The following is an 18,222-nucleotide window of genomic DNA, read 5'->3' on the forward strand; positions in this document are numbered from 1 at the left end:
CCCATCAGGGTGATTGTGAGGTGCCGCCTGCCGGTTGGAGACTGTCTCCGACAACAGGAGGTGGCGAGCTGTGCCGAAGTCGCGCGCAGACATGGGGAACCGTGTGTCCACGGTCCTTGCACGTCAGTTGGGCAGTCAGCTGCTGAGCTTCAGGGAAGCCGCCGGACTGAACCAGACGCAGGCCGCGCAGGCACTCAGTGCTCAGGCGGCCAAGATCGCCAAGATGGAGCATGGCTGGGTTCCGTTCCGGGACCCCGACGTCGTGGCGCTGTGCGCGGCGTACGGAGTTGACAGTCCGGACACGGTGGGCGCTCTGCTTCGGCTGGCCAAACTGGACCGGGAACGGCGGAAGGCAAAGGGCTGGTGGGCCACCTCGCTGACGCAAGGGAGCCTGCGTGAGTACATCGCCATGGAGGATGTGGCTCTCAGGCTGCGTACGTGGCAACTTGCCCTGATTCCAGGATTGTTTCAGACACCCGAGTACATGAGGGCCCTCTCGGTCGCGGCCGTCTCGCCCGACCGGATCGACGAGGTCGAGCGTCTGGTCGACGTGCGGGTACGCCGCCAGCGGCGCCTGCATGGCGACAACCCGCTACGAGTTCACGCGGTCATCTGGGAGGCGGCACTGCGACAGATGATTGGCGGCCCGCAGGTCATGCGACAACAGCTTGAGCATCTGTGCTCACTGGCCGAGATGCCCAATGTCGACGTGCAGGTACTTCCGTTCAGGGCGGGGGTGCACTCGTGCGGTGGAGGGCCCTTCAACATCCTGTCGTTCGTAGAGTCCGGCGCTCTGGACGTGGTGCACATGGACGGATTGCGGTCCACGAACTGGGTTGAAGGGGCCGAAGAGAGCGCCGCCTACACTGAGTTGTTCGAGCGCACCTGCGCCACGAGCCTGTCACCGTACGACTCGCTGCGGGTCATGGAGAGCATTGCCAAGGGGATGAACGAGTGACCGAGTTCCGCTTCAGGAAGTCCAGTTACAGCGAGCCGAACGGCGAGTGCGTCGAGGTCGCGCGCAACATACCCCGCACCGTCGCCGTCCGCGACTCCAAGCGGCCCGACGGCCCGCTTCTCGTCCTCGCTCCCGCCGCGTGGGACAGCTTCACGGCGGGCCTGCGCCGGCAACCGTAGGCGCGGCGGTGGGACGGCGAGGGCGAGGAGGTCGCCTGCAATATCCCCCGCGCCGCCGCCGTCCGTGACTTCGGGATGTCTATTCGACCCACACTGCCGTGTTCTGGCAGGCGTGCAGCAGCCACCTTCCGTCATCCTGCTTCGTCATGACGTAGAGCGGAGCGCCTTCCGTTTCGCCCTCCGGTGAGTGGTAGACCTGCCGAACCTTGACGGCCGCCACGTCGGGCCGCAGGAATTGCGTGTGCACTGCCTCGTAGGTGATCTCACCCTCCCAGTTGGCCGCGGGCAGCACGGTGCGGGTGAACTCGGCGATCGCGTCGAAGCCGATGAGGACCTTGCCGTGGCCGGTCGTCCAGAGGGCATCGGGGTGGAAGAGTGCGAGGAAGCCCTCGACGTCCTTGGCACGCTGAGCGCGCTCGACAGCGGCGACGACCTGTTCGATGGCTTTAATGTCTGCGGTTTCGGTGTTCATGCAGATCACTCTGGGATCTCAAGCGGACTTGAGGTCAAGGCCGGCCGCAGGATCGCCCCAGAACCTCATCAGCGCGGTACGGCGGACCCTCTCGACCTGGGTGTGTTGTCCGGATCACGGGGGGTGGTCGGCAGCCGCCGGCATGCTCAACCTCCTGTCAGACACCGTTGTTACGTTGACGGGAGGATCTCGCTTCGACCTCTGGAGAGGGCGCATGCACGACGAACGGCTCGCCGAGTTTTCCCGCGAGCGGCTGGACGGCCGTCCGGTACCCGACGATCTGCGCGTGCTGCTGGTGGCGCAGTGGGAAGGCCGCACCGACTTCACCCACCTTCTCGACCTCGACTTCTTCGAGGCGGGAGAGGTCCACCCGCTCCTGGACACCAGCTATCTGAGCGAAAAGGAAAGCGCGGACCCGGAGATGCAGGCCGTCAACGCCGCAGCCGCGGAGATGGCCAAGTACGTCAAACTCGTGGCGAAGGGCGGAAAAGGGTGGATCGGCTACTGGCTGCACCCCGACGAGCCCGCGGATCGTGCCTGGCACCTCATGGAGCTGGACACCGAGTTCTCCTTCTGGGGCCTGGTCGGCCTCACTCTGACCGAGGGGGTCGCCGCCGAGCGGACAAGCTACGAGGACGAGCGAATCGCGTTCACACAACTGGCCGCCGAACTCGCCGAGCTCGGCCTACCGCTGAGCACCCAGGACTACGACGCCCTCGATGACACCGAGTGCACGGTGAACCCGGAGAAACTCATGGAGGAGCTGATCGAAGCCGAACGCGAGAAGCGCGGTCTTCGCTGAGCGGGGAGACGCCGGCGCCCCGGGTGGGCGAGCGTCGAGGTGCCGTAAGCGTCCAGAAGGGCGCTCGGAATCTCGGGCTCAATAAAGGGGAACTGGTGTGTGGAGGCCCGCTGTTAGGGTGGCCGAATGGCATCGGTAAGGAAGATCCAGATCACTTTCGACTGTGCGGACCCTGAGCGTGTCGCTCGTTTCTGGTGCGAGGTGCTGGGGTACGTCGCACCTCTGCCGCCGGAGGGGTTTGACTCCTGGGACGCCTATAACGACTCACTGCCGCCCGAGGAGCGGGGTGCGTGGTTCGCGTGCTCCGACCCCACGGGCGAGGGCCCGCGCATGTACTTCCAGCGCGTTCCTGAGGGCAAGGTCGCCAAGAACAAGGTGCACATCGACGTACGGGCCGGCACCGGGCTCGTGGGTGCGGAGCGACTGGCCGTGCTTGAGGCCGAACGTGATCGGCTGGTGGCGCTCGGCGCGGTGTGCCTGAAGGTGCTGTATGCCGACGAGAACAACGAGTCGTGCATCAATATGCAGGACGTCGAGGGCAACGAGTTCTGTCTCGACTGAGCATCCTCCGGTACGACGAGAGGGGGCCCGCGCGATGCGAGCCCCCTCTGCGCGTGCGTTGCCGGGCCGGGCTACTTCTTGAAGCTGTAGTCCATGATCTTCTTCATGTCCGCGGAACGGGTGGTCGCGCTCGTGGAGGACAGAACGGTGCCGATGACCGTCTTGCCGTTGCGGGTCGCGGCGAAGACCAGGCAGTACTTGGCCGTCGGGCCGGAACCGGTCTTCACCCCGAGCGCACCGTTGTAGCTGCTGAGCATCGAGTTGGTGTTGGACCACGACATGTAGCGGTAGCCGCCGGACTTCGTGGTGACCTTCTGCTTGGTCGACTTCGTCTTCACGATCGCGCGGAACGTGGAGTTCTTCATCGCGCTGCTGGCGATCTTCGTCAGGTCGCGCGGCGTCGAGTAGTTCGAGCCGTTGCTTATGCCGTCGAACGAGTCGAAGTGGGTGTTCTTCAGGCCGAGGGACTTGGCGGAGGCGTTCATCTTGCCGATGAACGACTTCACACGGGCCGCACGGGTGGTGCCGGAGCCGAACTTGTCGGCCAGCGCGTACGCGGCGTCGCAGCCGGACGGCAGCATCAGGCCGTACAGCAGCTGGCGGACGGTGACCTTGTCGCCCACGATCAGGCGGGCCGACGAGGCACCCTTGGAGACGATGTAGTCGCTGTACGCCTTCTGGATCGTGACCTTGGAATCCAGGTTGAGGTTCTTCTGCGACAGGACGACCTTGGCGGTCATGATCTTGGTGGTGGAGCCGGTGGAGCGGCGGGTGTCCGCGGCCTTGCCGTACAGGGTCTTGCCGGTTCCGTTGTTCATCACGAAACCGCCCTTGGCGGTGATCGTGGGGGTGGGCGGCGTGGCGGCCTGTGCCGTGGAGGCGAACACGCTGCCCGCGATGACGGCACCCGCGGTGAGGGCCACGGTGGCAGCGGCGGAAACGCGGTTTATACCCTTAATGCCGATTTTCAACTTGAACACTCCAAATGCCCCTGGAATGCGGCCACATGAGGGTGCCGCTCGGTGGTGAGACTCATAAGGCCGGGATAAGGATGTGCTGATTCCTGGGGCAATTTCGCGCCTGGGGGCGGTTCAGGCCGTAGGGCGGCGGCGTCCGTCCGGAACTCGTCCGGAACTCGCCCGGATCCCGGACGGGTTCCCTCATGCACGCATGTTGTATCTATGCTGTGCGCATGCCTGCCGCGCCCCCAGCTGTGAAGCCCCCTGTGAAGTCGGCCGTGAAGTCTTCCGTCAAGCAGCCCCCCGCCGCCGAGCGCGTCTACACCCATATCAAGGAAGCGGTCCTGGAGCGTCGCTACGAGGGCGGCACGCTCCTCACTGAAGGTGATCTCGCAGAGGTCGTCGGAGTCTCCCGTACGCCGGTGCGTGAAGCGCTGTTGCGGCTGGAGGCCGAGGGACTGATCAAGCTCTATCCCAAGAAGGGGGCTCTCGTTCTCGCCGTCTCCGCGCAGGAGATCGCGGATGTGGTGGAGACCCGGCTGCTGGTCGAGGAGTTCGCGGCCCGCAAAGCCGTACCTGCCTCCGCGCAGTTGATCGCGCGGCTCGAAGAACTTCTGGCGGATCAGCGGAAGTTGGCAAAGGCAGGGGATCTGGCCGCTGTGTCCGTGAAGGACCGCTGCTTCCACGCCGAGATCGTGCGCAATGCGGGCAACGACATTCTCTCGCGCCTCTACGACCAGCTGCGCGACCGGCAGTTGAGGATGGGTGTCGCCGTGATGGAGGCGCATCCGGGGAGGATCGCCGCCAACATCACTGAGCATGGTGAGCTGTTGGAGGCGATCAGGTCCGGGGACGCCGACGGTGCCGCGCAGGTCGTGCGGCGTCATGTCAGTCGGGTCAAGGTGCTGGTCAGGGGTGAGGACCGGTGAGTTCCGCCGCCGCTCCCACCCCGTCCCTGCCCGGTGATCCACCCGGCGGCCGGCGTGCCGCGTGCGTCTGGGGCATCGGTGTCGCCGTCTACTTTGTCGCCATCATCTTCCGCACCAGCCTAGGCGTTGCCGGACTCGACGCCGCCGACCGGTTCCACATCAACGCCGCCGCGCTCTCCACGTTCTCCATCCTTCAGCTGCTCGTCTACGCGGGCATGCAGATACCCGTCGGCCTGATGGTCGACCGGCTCGGCACCAAGAAGGTCCTCGCCTTCGGAGCCGTCCTGTTCACCCTGGGACAGCTCGGCTTCGCGCTCTCCCCCTCGTACGGCATGGCGCTGGCGTCCAGGGCGCTGCTCGGCTGCGGCGACGCGATGACGTTCATCAGCGTGCTGCGGCTCGGCGCCCGCTGGTTCCCGGCCCGGCGCGCTCCGCTGATCGGGCAGGTCGCCGCGCTCTTCGGGATGGCGGGCAACCTCGTCTCGACGCTCTTCATCGCGCGGGCCCTGCACGGATTCGGCTGGACCACCACGTTCGTCGGCAGCTCCGCCGCCGGGGTTCTCGTCCTCGTCCTTGTTCTGCTGTTCCTGAAGGACCACCCCGAGGGCCACGAGCCGCCGCCCGTCGAGCACGCGGGCACCGCCTACGTACGCAAGCAGATCGCCGCCTCCTGGCGGGAGCCCGGCACCCGGCTCGGTATGTGGGTGCACTTCACCACGCAGTTCCCGGCCATGGTGTTCCTGCTGCTGTGGGGGCTGCCGTTCCTGGTGGAGGCGCAGGGGCTGAGCCGGTCCACCGCCGGTGAGCTGCTCACCCTGGTGGTGCTCTCCAACATGGCGTTCGGGCTGGTCTACGGGCAGATCATCGCCCGCCACCACGCGGCCCGCACCCCGCTGGCCCTCGGGACGGTCACGGTGACGGCCCTGTTCTGGGCGTCGACCATCTTCTACCCGGGCGACCATGCGCCGATGTGGCTGCTGATCGTCCTGTGCGTGGTGCTCGGCGCGTGCGGTCCCGCCTCGATGATCGGTTTCGACTTCGCACGGCCCGCCAACCCGCCGGAGCGGCAGGGCACCGCCTCGGGCATCGTCAACATGGGCGGCTTCGTCGCCTCGATGACCACGCTGTTCGCCGTCGGCGTGCTGCTGGATGCGACCGGTGGAAACTACCGGATCGCGTTCGCCTCGGTCTTCGTGCTGGAGGCGCTCGGCGTCGTACAGATCCTGCGGCTGCACTCCCGGGCCACGCACCGCGAGCGGGACCACCATGTGATCAGCCGCGTGGAGGCCGTGCACGTACCCGCGTAACGCCTGTTGTGCCGGATCGGCGGCGCGTCCGTCCTCGCACGACGGGCGCCGCCGACCACGGTGGCACGGCGCCGGGGCACTACGGCGTCACGGCGTCATGGCGTCACGGCGAAGTTCTGCAGGATCGCCGCCGCCAGATCCTGGTCGCCCTCGATCTTGATCCGGTCCGCGACCGCACCCGCGCGCACCCGCCCGCAGGCGAGGCGGAAGTAGGTCTCCCAGTCCATCGCCAGCGTCACCGCGGGCCCGAGCGACGGTGAACCGTCCACCGAACCGCGGCCCTCCGCATCGACCCTGACCGTGCGCAGGAACTCCATCGGTCCGTGCACATCGAGCACGATCGCCGAATTGGCCGGCGCACCCGCGTCCTTGGCGACCACCTTCGGCAGTGCGGCGAGCAGGGTGTCCTGGGCAATGGTGGCGCCGGGGGAGTCCAGATTGCCGGGCTGCCCCAGCGTCGCACGCAGATCCTGCTCATGCACCCAGACATCGAAGGCCCGCATCCGCAGCGCCAGGTCGAGGGTCTGCTCGGCTCCGAGCGGCGCCCGGACCATGGTCTCCGGATCACGTGTCTCGTTGCGCAGCTGACGTGCGCGGCGAATGATCGTGTACTCCAGCTCGGAGGTCATCTCCGGCGCGGTGTGGTGACGCCGCACATCGACCTGCATCTCCATGTAGCGAGCGAAGTCGCTCTGCACGTGGTAGAGATCGCGCGGCAGCGAGTGGATCGGGCGCGGGTCGCCGAGCTGCTCGCACTCCATGCCGATGATGTGCGAGACGATGTCACGCACCGACCAGGCGGGGCACGGCGTACGGCGGTTCCACTCCCCCTCGGCGAGCGGCTTCACCAGCTCGGTGATCGACTCGATGGAGTGGGTCCAGGCATCGGCGTAGGTCTGGAGGCTGGGATGGACGGTCACGGGACCCCTCGTGCGGTTCTGCGGTGCATGGGCTGGAGTGCTGGGCGCGGGCGGCGGCTGCGTGGGAGGTTCGGTCGCTAAGTTACGCTGCGAGCAGGCACCCCGGCAGTGCTTTCGTGTGACGATCGTAGGCCCGTGTTGACGGCTCGAATGCCAGGACGGTGGTAGTGTGCGCGCCTCCCTCATCCAGATCGCAGTAGACCCGGACGAATCCGTCAATTCTCGTAGGCAACGTGCGGCTTCGCTGATCGTGGCCCAGCGCGGTGCGGATCTGGTGGTCCTTCCCGAGCTCTGGCCCGTCGGCGCGTTCGCGTACACCGCCTTCGAGGACGAGGCCGAACCACTTGAGGGACCCACCCACGACATCATGGCGAAGGCCGCGGCCGACGCCGGGGTCTGGCTGCATGCGGGCTCCTTCGTCGAGCGCGCTGCCGACGGCACCCTCTACAACACCGCACTCGTCTTCACGCCCGAGGGTGAGCGGGCCGCCGCGTACCGCAAGATCCACCGCTTCGGCTTCGACGAGGGCGAGGCGGTCATGATGGGCGCCGGTGAAGAGCTGGTCACGGTTGCCCTGCCGCAGACCACCCTGGGCCTCGCCACCTGTTACGACCTGCGCTTCCCGGAAATGTTCCGTGGCCTGGTCGACGCGGGCGCCGAGACGCTGATCGTCGCGGCGGGCTGGCCCGAGCGCCGCCGCGCCCACTGGACGCTGCTGGCCCGGGCCCGCGCCGTCGAGAACCAGTCGTACGTCCTGGCCGTCAGCACCGCGGGCACCCACGCCGGAATCCAGCAGGCCGGGCACAGCATCGTTGTCGACCCCTGGGGCGAGGTGCTCGCGGAGGCGGGCGCGGACGAGGAGGTGCTGAGCGTGGAGTTCGACCCGGCGAGCGTTGCCGCCACGCGCGAGCAGTTCCCGGCGCTCAAGGACCGGCGGCTGGGACTGGCCCGACCGCGCTGACGCGCGAAGGGGCCCGGTGGGACACCCCCGGCGTTTCACGTGAAACCGGGTCCAGTGCTCTCAAGCAGGCCCGTCTGCCGGATGTTTCGCCCTCGGCTGCCGGACGGCCTGTTCATCGCGGGACGGGCCTTTTTCCCGGGCGTGGCCCGCACTGTCAGCCCTCGTGCTCCTTGTCAGCGAGCACGATGGCGCACACCGATACGGCGATGAGCAGTGCCGCGTCGGCGTCCTCCCGTACGACATCGATCCCGTACGTGTCCCGGACGGTCAGCCAACGCCGTGAGATCTGGGCCAGCGGTTCCCCGTCGTAGTCGATGGCGAACTCGCGGTCCAGGATCTTGCCGCTGACATCGAGCTCGGTGCCGTCCACCAGCGTGACCCGATAGTGGTTGCGCAGCAGCGACAGCCGCTTGCGCTTGATCCTGGCGAGCTGTTCGCCGTCGCGCTCGATGAGCATCGTGTCGCGCAGGCTGAGCAGCTTCTGCCGGATCTCGACCAGGACCCGGCCCTGTGCGTCCTTCAGCTCGAAGGTGTCACGCACCCGCATGGCCTTGCCGTCGACGAGAAAGACCTTGCAGCCGTCCGCGTCCTCGATCCAATAGTCGTCACCGACAGTGAAGAGCCGTTCACGCACCAGATATCTCATGGCTCACAGGTTCCCCCAAGACCCTCCGGAATGCGTGGGGGCCACGGTGATGTTGACTGTCGACATGGCAACACGTGCGCGCGTCAGGGCCCCCGAACTGATCGGCAAGGGCGGCTGGCTCAATACAGGCGACCAGCAGTACACCCTTGCTGACCTGCGAGGGCGCATTGTCATTCTGGATTTTTGGACGTTCTGCTGTGTGAATTGTCTACATGTCCTCGATGAGCTGCGCGAGCTGGAGGAGAAACACCGCGACACCGTCGTGATCATCGGTGTGCACTCGCCGAAGTTCGTCCACGAGGCCGAGCACCAGGCCGTCGTCGACGCCGTCGAACGGTACGAGGTCCACCACCCGGTCCTCGACGACCCGGAACTGACGACCTGGAAGCAGTACGCCGTACGGGCCTGGCCCACGCTCGTCGTCATCGACCCCGAGGGCTATGTCGTCGCCCAGCACGCGGGCGAGGGCCATGCGCACGCCATCGAGAAGCTGGTCGAGGAGCTGGAGGCCGAGCACGACGCGAAGGGCACGCTGCGGCGCGGCGACGGCCCCTATGTCGCGCCCGAGCCGGTCGCCACGCATCTGCGGTTCCCCGGCAAGGCCCTGCTCCTGCCCGATGGCGGATTCCTCGTCTCCGACACCACCCGCCACCGCCTGGTAGAGACCGAACGTGACGGTGAAACGGTTCGCCGTCACGTCGGTACAGGAGACAGGGGGTTCGCGGACGGCGGGCCCCACGAGGTCCGGTTCTCCGAGCCGCAGGGGCTCGCAGCGCTGCCCGACGGCCGGATCGCGGTCGCCGACACCGTCAACCACGCCATCCGCGCCCTCGATCTCACCACCGGGGAGACGACGACCCTCGCCGGTACCGGCCGCCAGTGGTGGCAGGGCTCGCCGACGACCGGCCCGGCCCGCGAGGTCGACCTCTCCTCCCCCTGGGACATCGCCTGGTTCGCGGACCGGCTGTGGATCGCCATGGCGGGCGTGCACCAGTTGTGGACCTATGACCCCGCGACGGAGACCGTGCAGGTCGCGGCGGGCACGACCAACGAGGGCCTGGTCGACGGGCCGGCCGACGAGGCCTGGTTCGCCCAGCCGTCGGGACTCGCCACATCGGCCGACGGGGAGCGGCTGTGGGTCGCCGACTCGGAGACGTCCGCCCTGCGCCATATCGAGCGCGACGGCGCCGGATTTGCCGTCCGCACCGATGTCGGCACCGGCCTGTTCGACTTCGGGCATCGCGACGGTGCCGCAGATCAGGCCCTGTTCCAGCACCCGCTGGGCGTGACCGCGCTGCCCGACGGGTCCGTCGCCGTGTGCGACACGTACAACCACGCGCTGCGGCGCTACGACCCCGCAGGCGGTGAGGTCACCACCCTGGCCACGGATCTGCGTGAGCCCAGCGACGCCGTGCTGGTCGACGGTGATCTCGTCGTCGTCGAGTCCGCCCGTCACCGACTGACCCGGCTGCGGCTCCCCGAGGAGGCCGTACGCGTCGCCGACCAGGCGCACCGCACGCGGCGCGCGACCACCGAGATCGCCCCGGGTGCGCTCCGGCTCGATGTGGTCTTCCAGGCGCCCGCCGGGCAGAAGCTGGACACCCGATACGGTCCCTCGACCCGGCTGCTCGTCTCGGCGACCCCGCCCGAACTGCTGGCACAGGGCTCCGGTCCGGGAACCGACCTGTTCCGCGACCTGGTTCTGGCCGAGGGCGTCACCGAGGGCGTCCTGCATGTGTCCGCGATGGCGGCGTCCTGCGACGACGACCCGGAGAACGAGTATCCGGCCTGCCACGTCCATCAGCAGGACTGGGGCGTCCCCGTCCGCGTGAGTGCGGAAGGAACGCCCCGGCTGCCGCTGGTGCTGGCGGGAATGGACGAGCGGGTCTGACGGCCAGGAACCGGTTGGGGCCGGTTCCCGGCGGTCGGCTCAGAAGTCGTCCGCGCCGTTGCGCAGCTCGTACGTCCAGTAGCCGGTCTTCGCCTTCGCCGGGTCGGCGAAGATACCGGAGGCGCCGGGCGCCTTCACGGCTGCCTGGCCGCCGCCGCCCTGGAGCACGACGGAGAAGGCGGAGACCGGCTCGCCCTCCTCGTCCTTGCCACCGTCCGACACCTTCACCAGTGCGTAGGCCGGTGCGCCGGGGCTGAGCACGATGGGGGCCGCGGGCTTGCTCTCGGCGACCGCAGGCACGTCCTGCTTGTGGCTTTCGAGGAGTTGGATCTGCGGGAAGGCCTTCATCTCGCACTTGTGGCCCGAGGTGTTCTTCGCGGTCAGGACGATGTGGGTGTAGGGCGGGCCGTCCTGGGTGGCGGCGCTGATCTCGAGGTCCTTGGTGGTGCAGACGGGGGCGGAACCGGAGGAGTCCGCCGTGCCGCTGCCTCCCGAGGTGTCGCTGCCGCCCGCCGTGCCGCTGCTCCCCGAGGTGCTGCTGCCTGCCGTGCCGTTGTCACCGGTGGCGCCGCTCTTCGTGGTGCCGGTCTTCTGCGCGGTGTCGGTGTCCTTCGCGGTCCCCGACGAAGCTGCGGAGTTGCTCGACGCCGAACCGGCGGACTTCGTACCGGTGCCTTCCTCACCGCAGGCGGTGAGGGCCAGGGCGAGCACCGCGGTGGTCGCGGCGGCGAGGACGGTGGTGCGGTTGCGGAGCGTACTCATGGAAATTCCCCCGAGTGTGACGGTGCGGCGGACGCCTGGTCATTGGCGAGCGCCCCTGACCTGCTGACATGTATGAGTCTGGGGTGCGCCGCTCATGTTCTGCTGGCGTCCCGCTGACGTCCCGCTGACGTCGGGGACCGTCACTCTCATGTGATCGCGCGGGCGTGCGGCTCAGCCGTCGTCGGTGAGCCGCCGGACCGCCTCGTCGTACCGTTTGCGGTACTCCGTCCGCGCCGTGACCCGCAGCAGCGCTTCGAGGGCCCGGACCGCGCCCTCGTCGTAACCGGCGCCTTCCGCCTCCGCGGCCGCCAGGTCCAGCAGTTGAATGCCGTCCTCCTCCTCGCCGAGCGCCAACCGGGCCTCGCCACTGACGGTCAGCAGCAGCACCCGGCGCGCGGCCTCCTCGTGCTCGGGCCCGAGGTCGAGCGCCGTCCGGGCGGAGTGAAGGGCGTCCTGGGGGCGGTTGGCGGTGAGCTGCATCCGGGCGAGGTGCTGCAGGGCGAGCATCTCGGTGTGCGCGTCGGATTCCTCGCGGGCCAGGTCCACGGCCCGTTCGCAGCCCTCCAGTGCCGCGTCAAGCCCGCCCTGTTCCGCCTGGCCGATGGCCAGGTTGATCAGCGCGGTCGCCTCGCCGATCCGGTCACCGGCCTGCCGGGCGAGGGCGGGCGAGCGCTCCAGCAGGGTGACGGCCTCGGCGGTTCTGCCCTCCTCGGTCAGCACCCAGCCCAGCAGATTGATCACCCGTGACTCGGCGTACGGATCGTTCTCGGCGCGGGCGGAGTCCAGCGCCAGTTCCAGCAGCGGGGCCCAGCCGTCCCGTACCCGCCACACCATCTGCGGCCACTGGAGCAGAATGATCCGCCAGGCCCGGTCGTCGAGCCCGGCGGTCCGGGCCGCGACGGCGGCCAGGGCCAGTTCGTCGCGTTCGGCGACCAGCCAGCTCATCGCCGCCGTCCGGTCGGTGAAGTCCCTGACGGCGGCGGGACGGCGGTAGTCGTCGGGCAGCACGAAGCAGGGCTCGCCGCCGGGTTCGGCCGTGTCGGCGGCGGCGAGCGCGGTGGCGATGTAGTGGTCGAGGACGTCGACGAGGGCTTCTGGCGCGGACGCGGGGTCCAGGCCGCGGGCGTAGAGGCGGACCAGATCGTGCAGCCCCCAGCGCCCGGGTGCCGTTTCGGTGACGAGGTGGGCGGCGGCGAGCCGTTCCAGCGCCGCTGCGGCGGCGACCGGGTCCGTGCCGGCGAGTGCGGCGGCCGTGTACGGGTCGAAGTGGCTGCCGGGGTGGTGGCCGAGCCGGGCGAACTGGTGGACGGCGTCCGGCGGCAGCTGCTGCACGGTCAGCCGCAGCGCGGCCGAGACACCGGTGTCGTCCACGTCGAGATAGGTCAGCCGGCTGCGTTCGTCGGCCAGTTCGTCGGCCAGGCCGGCCAGTGTCCGCTGCGGACGTCCCGCCAGCCGGGCCGCAGTGACACGCAGGGCGAGCGGCAGCCCTCCGCAGAGTCCGGCGAGCCGACGGGCGGCCACGGGTTCGGCGAGGACCCGTTCCTCGCCGAGCACTCCGGCCAGCAGGGCCGCGCTGTCCTGCGGTTCGAGTATGTCGAGCGGGACGGGGCGGGCCGCGTCCGAGGCGATGAGGCCTTCCAGCCGGTGCCGGCTGGTGACCAGCGTGACGCAGTCGGTGCCGCCCGGCAGCAGGGGCCTGACCGTGGCGGAGTCGCGGGCGTTGTCGAGGACGACGAGCAGTCGGCGCCGGTCGGTCAGGGACCGGAAGAGCGCGGCCGCGGCGGAGACGGAATCGGGGACGCGGCGCGGTGCGACGCCGAGCGCCAGCAGGAACTCGCGCAGGACTTCGAGAGGTGCGGGTTCACCGGTGTCGCTGAACCCGCGCAGATCGGCGAAGAGCCGTCCGTCCGGGAAGGCGGCGGAATTGCGGTGCGCCCAATGGAGGGCCAGCGCGGTCTTCCCCACGCCGGCCGGTCCGGTGACCAGACAGACGGGTGCCTCGCCCGCCGCGGCCCTGGTGAGCGCGGCCAGTTCGGGCACCCGTCCGTGGAAGCCGCGGGGTGCGCGGGGCAGCAGATCGGTGGGGTGCGGGTCACCGACGAGGGGCGGCAAGGCCAGGGGACGGGAAGGAGGCGGCGGGCCGGGGGCGCTGTCCGTACGGGCCCCTGCCCCGTCCTCCGGGCCGACCGCTGCCCCTGCCCTGGTCCCGCTCCCCGTTCGGGCTCCGGCCCCACCCCCCGTACCGCCGTTCAAGTCGCCCGAGCGGTCGGCCGGTTCGGTCTGCTCGTCCGGACCGGGTTCGCCGCGCAGGATCAGTGCGTACGCGTCGGCGAGTTCGTGTCCCGGGTCGATCCCCAGCTCGTCGGCGAGCAGCCGCCGGGTCCGGTGGAACCAGTCCAGCGCCTCCGACTGACGGCCCGCCCGGTACAGCGCCGTCACCAGCGCCGCCGCCAGCGACTCCCGCATCGGATGCGCGACCGCTTCCGCCCGCAGCACCGCCGCCGCCCGGCTGTGCTCCCCCAACGCTGCGTAGGCGCCAGCCAGTTGCTCCACCGCTGCCAGCCGCGACTCCTCCAGCGAGTGCGCGGCGGCCTGGAGCGGTGGCCCGGCGAACGCGCCGGTGAGCGCCGGGCCCTGCCACAGGGACAGGGCCTCCTTGAGCATCAGCGCGGCGTCGGCGGGACTGCGCTGCTCCCGCGCGAGTACCAGCAGCTCCTCGAACCGCTGCGAGTCCAGCAGGGTTTCCGGCACCCGCAGCACATACGCGTCGCCGAGCGTGACCAGCTCCACCCCGTACGCCTCCGCGTCCGCGCCCACCAGGAGGGCACGCAGCCGGGACACATGCCCCTGGATGACGCTGCGGGCGTGCAGCGGCGGTTCGTTGTCCCACAGGGAGCCCGTCAGCCGGGTGATGGACACGGGTGTGTTGGCGGACAGCAGCAACGCGGCCAGCAGGCTACGGCGTTTGGCGGGGCCGAGCGGCAGTGGCCCGGTGCGCGTGTCGACGGAGACGGTGCCGAGCAGCCGGAACTCCACGTACGGCTTCCCTTCCGGGCGGGGCGCACCCGAGGTGGGGGCGCGGGCAAAGTCCCAGAATATCGGGGGGTTCCGCCGAGCCGACGAAGGGTTACCGGCCAGTTAACGAAGCGCGGCCGCGGGGTGGGAGCGGCCGGACGCTCAGCCCGCCAGGAACGCCGCCAACGCGTTGGCCAGCAGATATGGGTCGTCCGCGCCGCACAGTTCACGGGCGCTGTGCATCGACAGGATCGCCACGCCGATGTCCACGGTCTGAATGCCGTGCCGGGCGGCGGTGATCGGGCCGATCGTGGTGCCACAGGGCATCGAGTTGTTGGAGACGAACGTCTGCCACGGCACGTCCGCCTTCTGGCATGCCGCCGCGAACACGGCCCGGCCGCTGCCGTCGGTCGCGTACCGCATATTGACGTTGACCTTGAGGATCGGTCCGCCGTTGACCACCGGGTGGTGGGTCGGGTCGTGGCGCTCGCCGTAGTTGGGGTGAATCGCGTGACCGGTGTCGGAGGAGAGACAGACAGTCCCGGCGAAGGCCCGGGCGCGGTCCTCGTACGTACCGCCGCGGGCGAACACCGAACGCTCCAGGACCGTGCCGAGCAGCGGTCCGTCGGCGCCGGTGTCGGACTGCGAGCCGTTCTCCTCGTGGTCGAAGGCGGCCATGACCGGGATGTACGGAAGTTCGGAGTCCGGCTGCCCGGCGACGGCGGCGAGCGCGGCGGTCGCCGCGTGCACGGAGAGCAGGTTGTCCATCCTGGGCCCGGCCAGCAGCTCGCGGTCCCGGCCCAGGTAGGCGGGCGGTTCGACGGCGTGCGGCATCAGGTCCCAGCCGGTCACGTCCTCGGCGTCGACGCCCGCCTCCTCGGCGACGAATCGGATCAGGTCGCCCTCCTCGACGTCCCCGAGCCCCCAGATCGGCTGCATGTGCTTCTGCCGGTCGAGCTTGAGGCCGTCGGGGTTGGCCGACCGGTCCAGATGCACGGCCAGTTGCGGTACGCGCAGCAGCGGCCGGTCGATGTTCACCAGCCGGTGCGTGCCGTCGCGCAGCGAGATCCGGCCGGCGAGACCGAGGTCCCGGTCGAGCCAGGTGTTGAGGAGCGTCCCGCCGTAGATCTCCACGGCGACCTGCCGCCAGCCGTACGCCCCGGTGTCGGGCAGCGGCTTGACGCGCAGATTCGGCGAGTCGGTGTGCGCACCGACGATCCGGTACGGGGTGTGCGCCGCGACGCCCTCCGGCACGTACCAGGCCACGATCGCACCGCCACGCAGGACGTATTTCCCCCCGCTGGTGCCGTCCCAGGCCGCGGCTTCCTCGACCTGCCGGAATCCGGCCTTCCCCAGCCGCTCGGCCGCGGTGGCCACGGCGTGGTACGGAGAGGGGGAGGCCATCAGGAAGGCCATCAGATCGTCGGTGTGACCGCGGTCGAAGCGGAGGGAGGAACTCATGTTCCTCACTTTAACGAGGCCTGACCGGGAGACTTCACCGTTGTCCCTCGCGGCACCGGCTCAGCGCCCGGGGAGCGTCGCGGAGGGCTTCTCGCCGTTCTGGGCCACCAGGACTACAGCTTGTCGATGGCGGTCAGGTCGATGTCGATGTCGTACGGGGCGGAGTCCAGCGTGTGGAACTTCCGCTGCGGACTCACGAAAACAAGACTTCCGTCGATCAGCTCTGTGTGCGGCGGGAGGTCGTCAAGCGTGAAGAAGTCGTCCACGGTGTAGCCGTCCGGCGGCGGGACCGGCCACTTGGAATCGTCGCGCCGCAGCTGCGACGCTTCGGGCAGTGCCTCGGCGGTCATGGTTCCTCCCATGGGCGGGATTCTCGGCCGTGCACTCAGCGTACCCAGCTGATACGACAGCACCGCCACCCGAAAGCGTGTCCGGGTGACGGTGCGTGGTGACGATCTCGGGCGGAGAAAGCCTAGAACGCGGCCTCGTCCAGCTCCATCAGCGAGTTGTCGACGGACTCGGCGAGGGCGCGCTCGGTGGAGACGCCCGGCAGGACGTTCGCGGCGAAGAACTTCGCGGCGGCGATCTTGCCCTGATAGAAGGCGGCATCCTTCGCGGAGGCGTCTCGCAGCTTCTCGGCCGCGACGGACGCGCCCTTGAGCAGCAGGTAGCCGACGACGACATCGCCGGAGGCCATCAGCAGGCGGGTGGTGTTGAGGCCCACCTTGTAGATGTTCTTGACGTCCTCGCCGGTCGCGGTGAGGTCGGTGATCATCGTGCCGACGATCGCCTCCAGGTCCACGGCCGCCTTGGCGAGCGAGTCCAGCGCACCGGACAGCTCCTCGTTGCCCTGGGCGCCCGTGAGGAACTTCTTGATCTCCTCGGAGAGGGTGTTCAGCGAGGCACCCTGGTCGCGGACGATCTTCCGGAAGAAGAAGTCCTGGCCCTGGATGGCCGTCGTGCCCTCGTACAGCGTGTCGATCTTGGCGTCACGGATGTACTGCTCGATCGGGTACTCCTGGAGGTACCCGGAGCCGCCGAACGTCTGGAGCGACTGCGCCAGCTGCTCGTACGACTTCTCGGAGCCGTAGCCCTTCACGATCGGGAGCAGCAGGTCGTTGAGGCCGTGCAGCGCTTTGGCGTCCTCGCCCGCGGCCTCCTTCTCCTGGATCGCGTCCTGGACGGAGGCGGTGTACAGCACGAGGGAGCGCATGCCCTCCGCGTACGCCTTCTGCGTCATGAGCGAGCGGCGCACGTCGGGGTGGTGCGTGATGGTGACCTTGGGTGCGGTCTTGTCCATGAACTGCGACAGGTCGGTGCCCTGGACGCGCTCCTTGGCGTACTCCAGCGCGTTCAGGTAACCCGTCGACAGGGTCGCGATGGCCTTCGTGCCGACCATCATGCGGGCGAACTCGATGATGCGGAACATCTGGCGGATGCCGTCGTGCTTGTCACCGATGAGCCAGCCCTTGGCCGGGTGCTGGTCGCCGAACGTCATCTCGCAGGTGTTGGACGCCTTGAGGCCCATCTTGTGCTCGACGTTCGTCGCGTACACGCCGTTGCGCTCGCCCAGCTCGCCGGTGGTCCAGTCGAAGTGGAACTTCGGGACCATGAAGAGCGAGAGGCCCTTCGTGCCGGGGCCTGCGCCCTCGGGGCGGGCCAGCACGTAGTGGATGATGTTCTCGGACATGTCGTGCTCGCCCGAGGTGATGAAGCGCTTCACACCCTCGATGTGCCAGGAGCCGTCCTCCTGCTCGACGGCCTTCGTGCGGCCCGCGCCGACGTCCGAACCGGCGTCCGGCTCGGTCAGCACCATCGTCGAGCCCCACTGCTTCTCGACGGCGATCTCGGCGATCTTCTTCTGTGCCTCGTTGCCCTCGTCGAAGAGGATGCCGGCGAACGCCGGGCCCGAGGAGTACATCCAGACGGCAGGGTTCGAGCCGAGCAGCAGCTCCGCGTAGGACCAGATCAGGGAGCGCGGGGAGGTGGTGCCGCCGATCTCCTCGGGCAGGCCCAGACGCCAGTACTCGGAGTCCATGAACGCCTGGTAAGACTTCTTGAAGGTCGCCGGGACCGGCGCGGTGTTGGTCTCCGGGTCGAAGACCGGCGGGTTGCGGTCGGCGTCTGCGAAGGATTCGGCCAGCTCGTTCTCCGCGAGGCGGGCGACCTCGTCGAGGATGCTCTTCGCCGTCTCGACGTCCATCTCGGCGAACGGGCCGGTGCCGTACGTCTTGTCGCGCCCGAGGACCTCGAAGAGGTTGAACTCGATGTCGCGGAGATTCGACTTGTAGTGCCCCATGGGAAGGCTCCGTAATCAATAGCAGTGGCGTGCAGCGCCCCGGGAAGGGGCCTGGGCCGGGCGGGCGACGAGCTGGCGGTGCGTATATCAGCTGACCTCT

16 protein-coding genes and 1 pseudogene are annotated in these 18,222 nt (G+C 68.9%); 8 read left to right on the plus strand and 9 right to left on the minus strand.

What is annotated here, in order from left to right; translation table 11 throughout:
* Positions 1–103 precede the first annotated feature (103 nt).
* Together ACZ3IC_RS12575 and ACZ3IC_RS12580 are read left to right on the plus strand one after the other, a co-directional pair.
* The gene (locus ACZ3IC_RS12575) at positions 104–958 is read left to right on the plus strand and encodes a DUF5753 domain-containing protein (RefSeq protein WP_467415350.1); all 855 of its coding nucleotides are present in this window, start codon (positions 104–106) and stop codon (positions 956–958) included.
* The gene (locus tag ACZ3IC_RS12580) at positions 955–1,137 is read left to right on the plus strand and encodes a DUF397 domain-containing protein (protein WP_467415353.1); all 183 of its coding nucleotides are present in this window, start codon (positions 955–957) and stop codon (positions 1,135–1,137) included. The genes ACZ3IC_RS12575 and ACZ3IC_RS12580 overlap by 4 nt, the downstream gene beginning before the upstream one ends.
* 79 nt (positions 1,138–1,216) lie before the next feature.
* On the opposite strand, the gene ACZ3IC_RS12585 is transcribed toward ACZ3IC_RS12580, so the two are convergent.
* A complete protein-coding gene (locus ACZ3IC_RS12585; RefSeq protein WP_467415354.1) occupies positions 1,217–1,609 on the minus strand; it encodes an SgcJ/EcaC family oxidoreductase in 393 nt (130 codons plus the stop codon).
* A gap of 214 nt (positions 1,610–1,823) precedes the next feature.
* On the opposite strand from ACZ3IC_RS12585, the gene ACZ3IC_RS12590 reads away from it, so the two are divergent.
* Both ACZ3IC_RS12590 and ACZ3IC_RS12595 read left to right on the plus strand, forming a co-directional pair.
* A complete protein-coding gene (locus ACZ3IC_RS12590; protein ID WP_467415356.1) occupies positions 1,824–2,411 on the plus strand; it encodes a hypothetical protein in 588 nt (195 codons plus the stop codon).
* Positions 2,412–2,537: 126 nt separating this feature from the next.
* Complete coding sequence (locus ACZ3IC_RS12595) at positions 2,538–2,972, plus strand: VOC family protein (RefSeq protein WP_467415358.1); 435 nt, start codon at positions 2,538–2,540, stop codon at positions 2,970–2,972.
* Between the two features lie 71 nt (positions 2,973–3,043).
* Here the strand turns inward: ACZ3IC_RS12595 and ACZ3IC_RS12600 are convergent, their stop codons facing one another.
* A complete protein-coding gene (locus ACZ3IC_RS12600; RefSeq protein WP_467415360.1) occupies positions 3,044–3,943 on the minus strand; it encodes a D-alanyl-D-alanine carboxypeptidase family protein in 900 nt (299 codons plus the stop codon).
* Positions 3,944–4,164: 221 nt separating this feature from the next.
* Between ACZ3IC_RS12600 and ACZ3IC_RS12605 the strand changes: the two genes are divergently transcribed.
* The gene (locus ACZ3IC_RS12605; RefSeq protein ID WP_467415362.1) at positions 4,165–4,860 is read left to right on the plus strand and encodes a GntR family transcriptional regulator; all 696 of its coding nucleotides are present in this window, start codon (positions 4,165–4,167) and stop codon (positions 4,858–4,860) included.
* Positions 4,857–6,167 carry an MFS transporter gene (locus ACZ3IC_RS12610; protein ID WP_467415364.1) on the plus strand — a complete coding sequence of 437 codons (1,311 nt, stop codon included), beginning with the start codon at positions 4,857–4,859 and terminating at the stop codon, positions 6,165–6,167. The genes ACZ3IC_RS12605 and ACZ3IC_RS12610 overlap by 4 nt, the downstream gene beginning before the upstream one ends.
* Positions 6,168–6,262: 95 nt before the next feature.
* On the opposite strand, the gene ACZ3IC_RS12615 is transcribed toward ACZ3IC_RS12610, so the two are convergent.
* Positions 6,263–7,087, minus strand: coding sequence for a maleylpyruvate isomerase family mycothiol-dependent enzyme (locus ACZ3IC_RS12615; protein ID WP_467415366.1), 825 nt, complete (start codon positions 7,085–7,087; stop codon positions 6,263–6,265).
* Positions 7,088–7,256: 169 nt separating this feature from the next.
* Here ACZ3IC_RS12615 and ACZ3IC_RS12620 point away from each other — a divergent pair, with 169 nt between their 5' ends.
* Complete coding sequence (locus ACZ3IC_RS12620) at positions 7,257–8,048, plus strand: carbon-nitrogen family hydrolase (RefSeq protein WP_467415369.1); 792 nt, start codon at positions 7,257–7,259, stop codon at positions 8,046–8,048.
* Positions 8,049–8,202: 154 nt separating this feature from the next.
* Here the strand turns inward: ACZ3IC_RS12620 and ACZ3IC_RS12625 are convergent, their stop codons facing one another.
* Positions 8,203–8,694: an LURP-one-related/scramblase family protein gene (locus tag ACZ3IC_RS12625; protein ID WP_467415370.1), complete on the minus strand. Its 492-nt coding sequence runs from the start codon at positions 8,692–8,694 to the stop codon at positions 8,203–8,205.
* A gap of 64 nt (positions 8,695–8,758) precedes the next feature.
* Between ACZ3IC_RS12625 and ACZ3IC_RS12630 the strand changes: the two genes are divergently transcribed.
* Positions 8,759–10,585 (plus strand): NHL domain-containing thioredoxin family protein, encoded by a 1,827-nt coding sequence (locus tag ACZ3IC_RS12630; protein ID WP_467415373.1) that lies wholly within the window; start codon positions 8,759–8,761, stop codon positions 10,583–10,585.
* 39 nt (positions 10,586–10,624) lie between these two features.
* Here ACZ3IC_RS12630 and ACZ3IC_RS12635 read toward each other — a convergent pair whose 3' ends face one another.
* The 5 genes and pseudogenes from ACZ3IC_RS12635 to ACZ3IC_RS12655 all read right to left on the minus strand — a co-directional run bounded on the left by ACZ3IC_RS12635 (position 10,625) and on the right by ACZ3IC_RS12655 (position 18,122).
* Complete coding sequence (locus ACZ3IC_RS12635) at positions 10,625–11,347, minus strand: DUF4232 domain-containing protein (protein WP_467415375.1); 723 nt, start codon at positions 11,345–11,347, stop codon at positions 10,625–10,627.
* Between the two features lie 171 nt (positions 11,348–11,518).
* The gene (locus tag ACZ3IC_RS12640) at positions 11,519–14,383 is read right to left on the minus strand and encodes an AfsR/SARP family transcriptional regulator (protein WP_467415376.1); all 2,865 of its coding nucleotides are present in this window, start codon (positions 14,381–14,383) and stop codon (positions 11,519–11,521) included.
* A gap of 141 nt (positions 14,384–14,524) precedes the next feature.
* The gene (locus tag ACZ3IC_RS12645; RefSeq protein ID WP_467415379.1) at positions 14,525–15,823 is read right to left on the minus strand and encodes a M18 family aminopeptidase; all 1,299 of its coding nucleotides are present in this window, start codon (positions 15,821–15,823) and stop codon (positions 14,525–14,527) included.
* A 167-nt stretch (positions 15,824–15,990) separates the two neighbouring features.
* Positions 15,991–16,185 (minus strand): annotated as a pseudogene (locus ACZ3IC_RS12650) (Uma2 family endonuclease); the annotation flags it as partial.
* A 110-nt stretch (positions 16,186–16,295) separates the two neighbouring features.
* Positions 16,296–18,122: an acyl-CoA dehydrogenase gene (locus tag ACZ3IC_RS12655; protein ID WP_467415381.1), complete on the minus strand. Its 1,827-nt coding sequence runs from the start codon at positions 18,120–18,122 to the stop codon at positions 16,296–16,298.
* Between the last annotated feature and the right edge of the window lie 100 nt (positions 18,123–18,222).

It is taken from the genome of Streptomyces sp. NPDC002958, assembly GCF_055563255.1.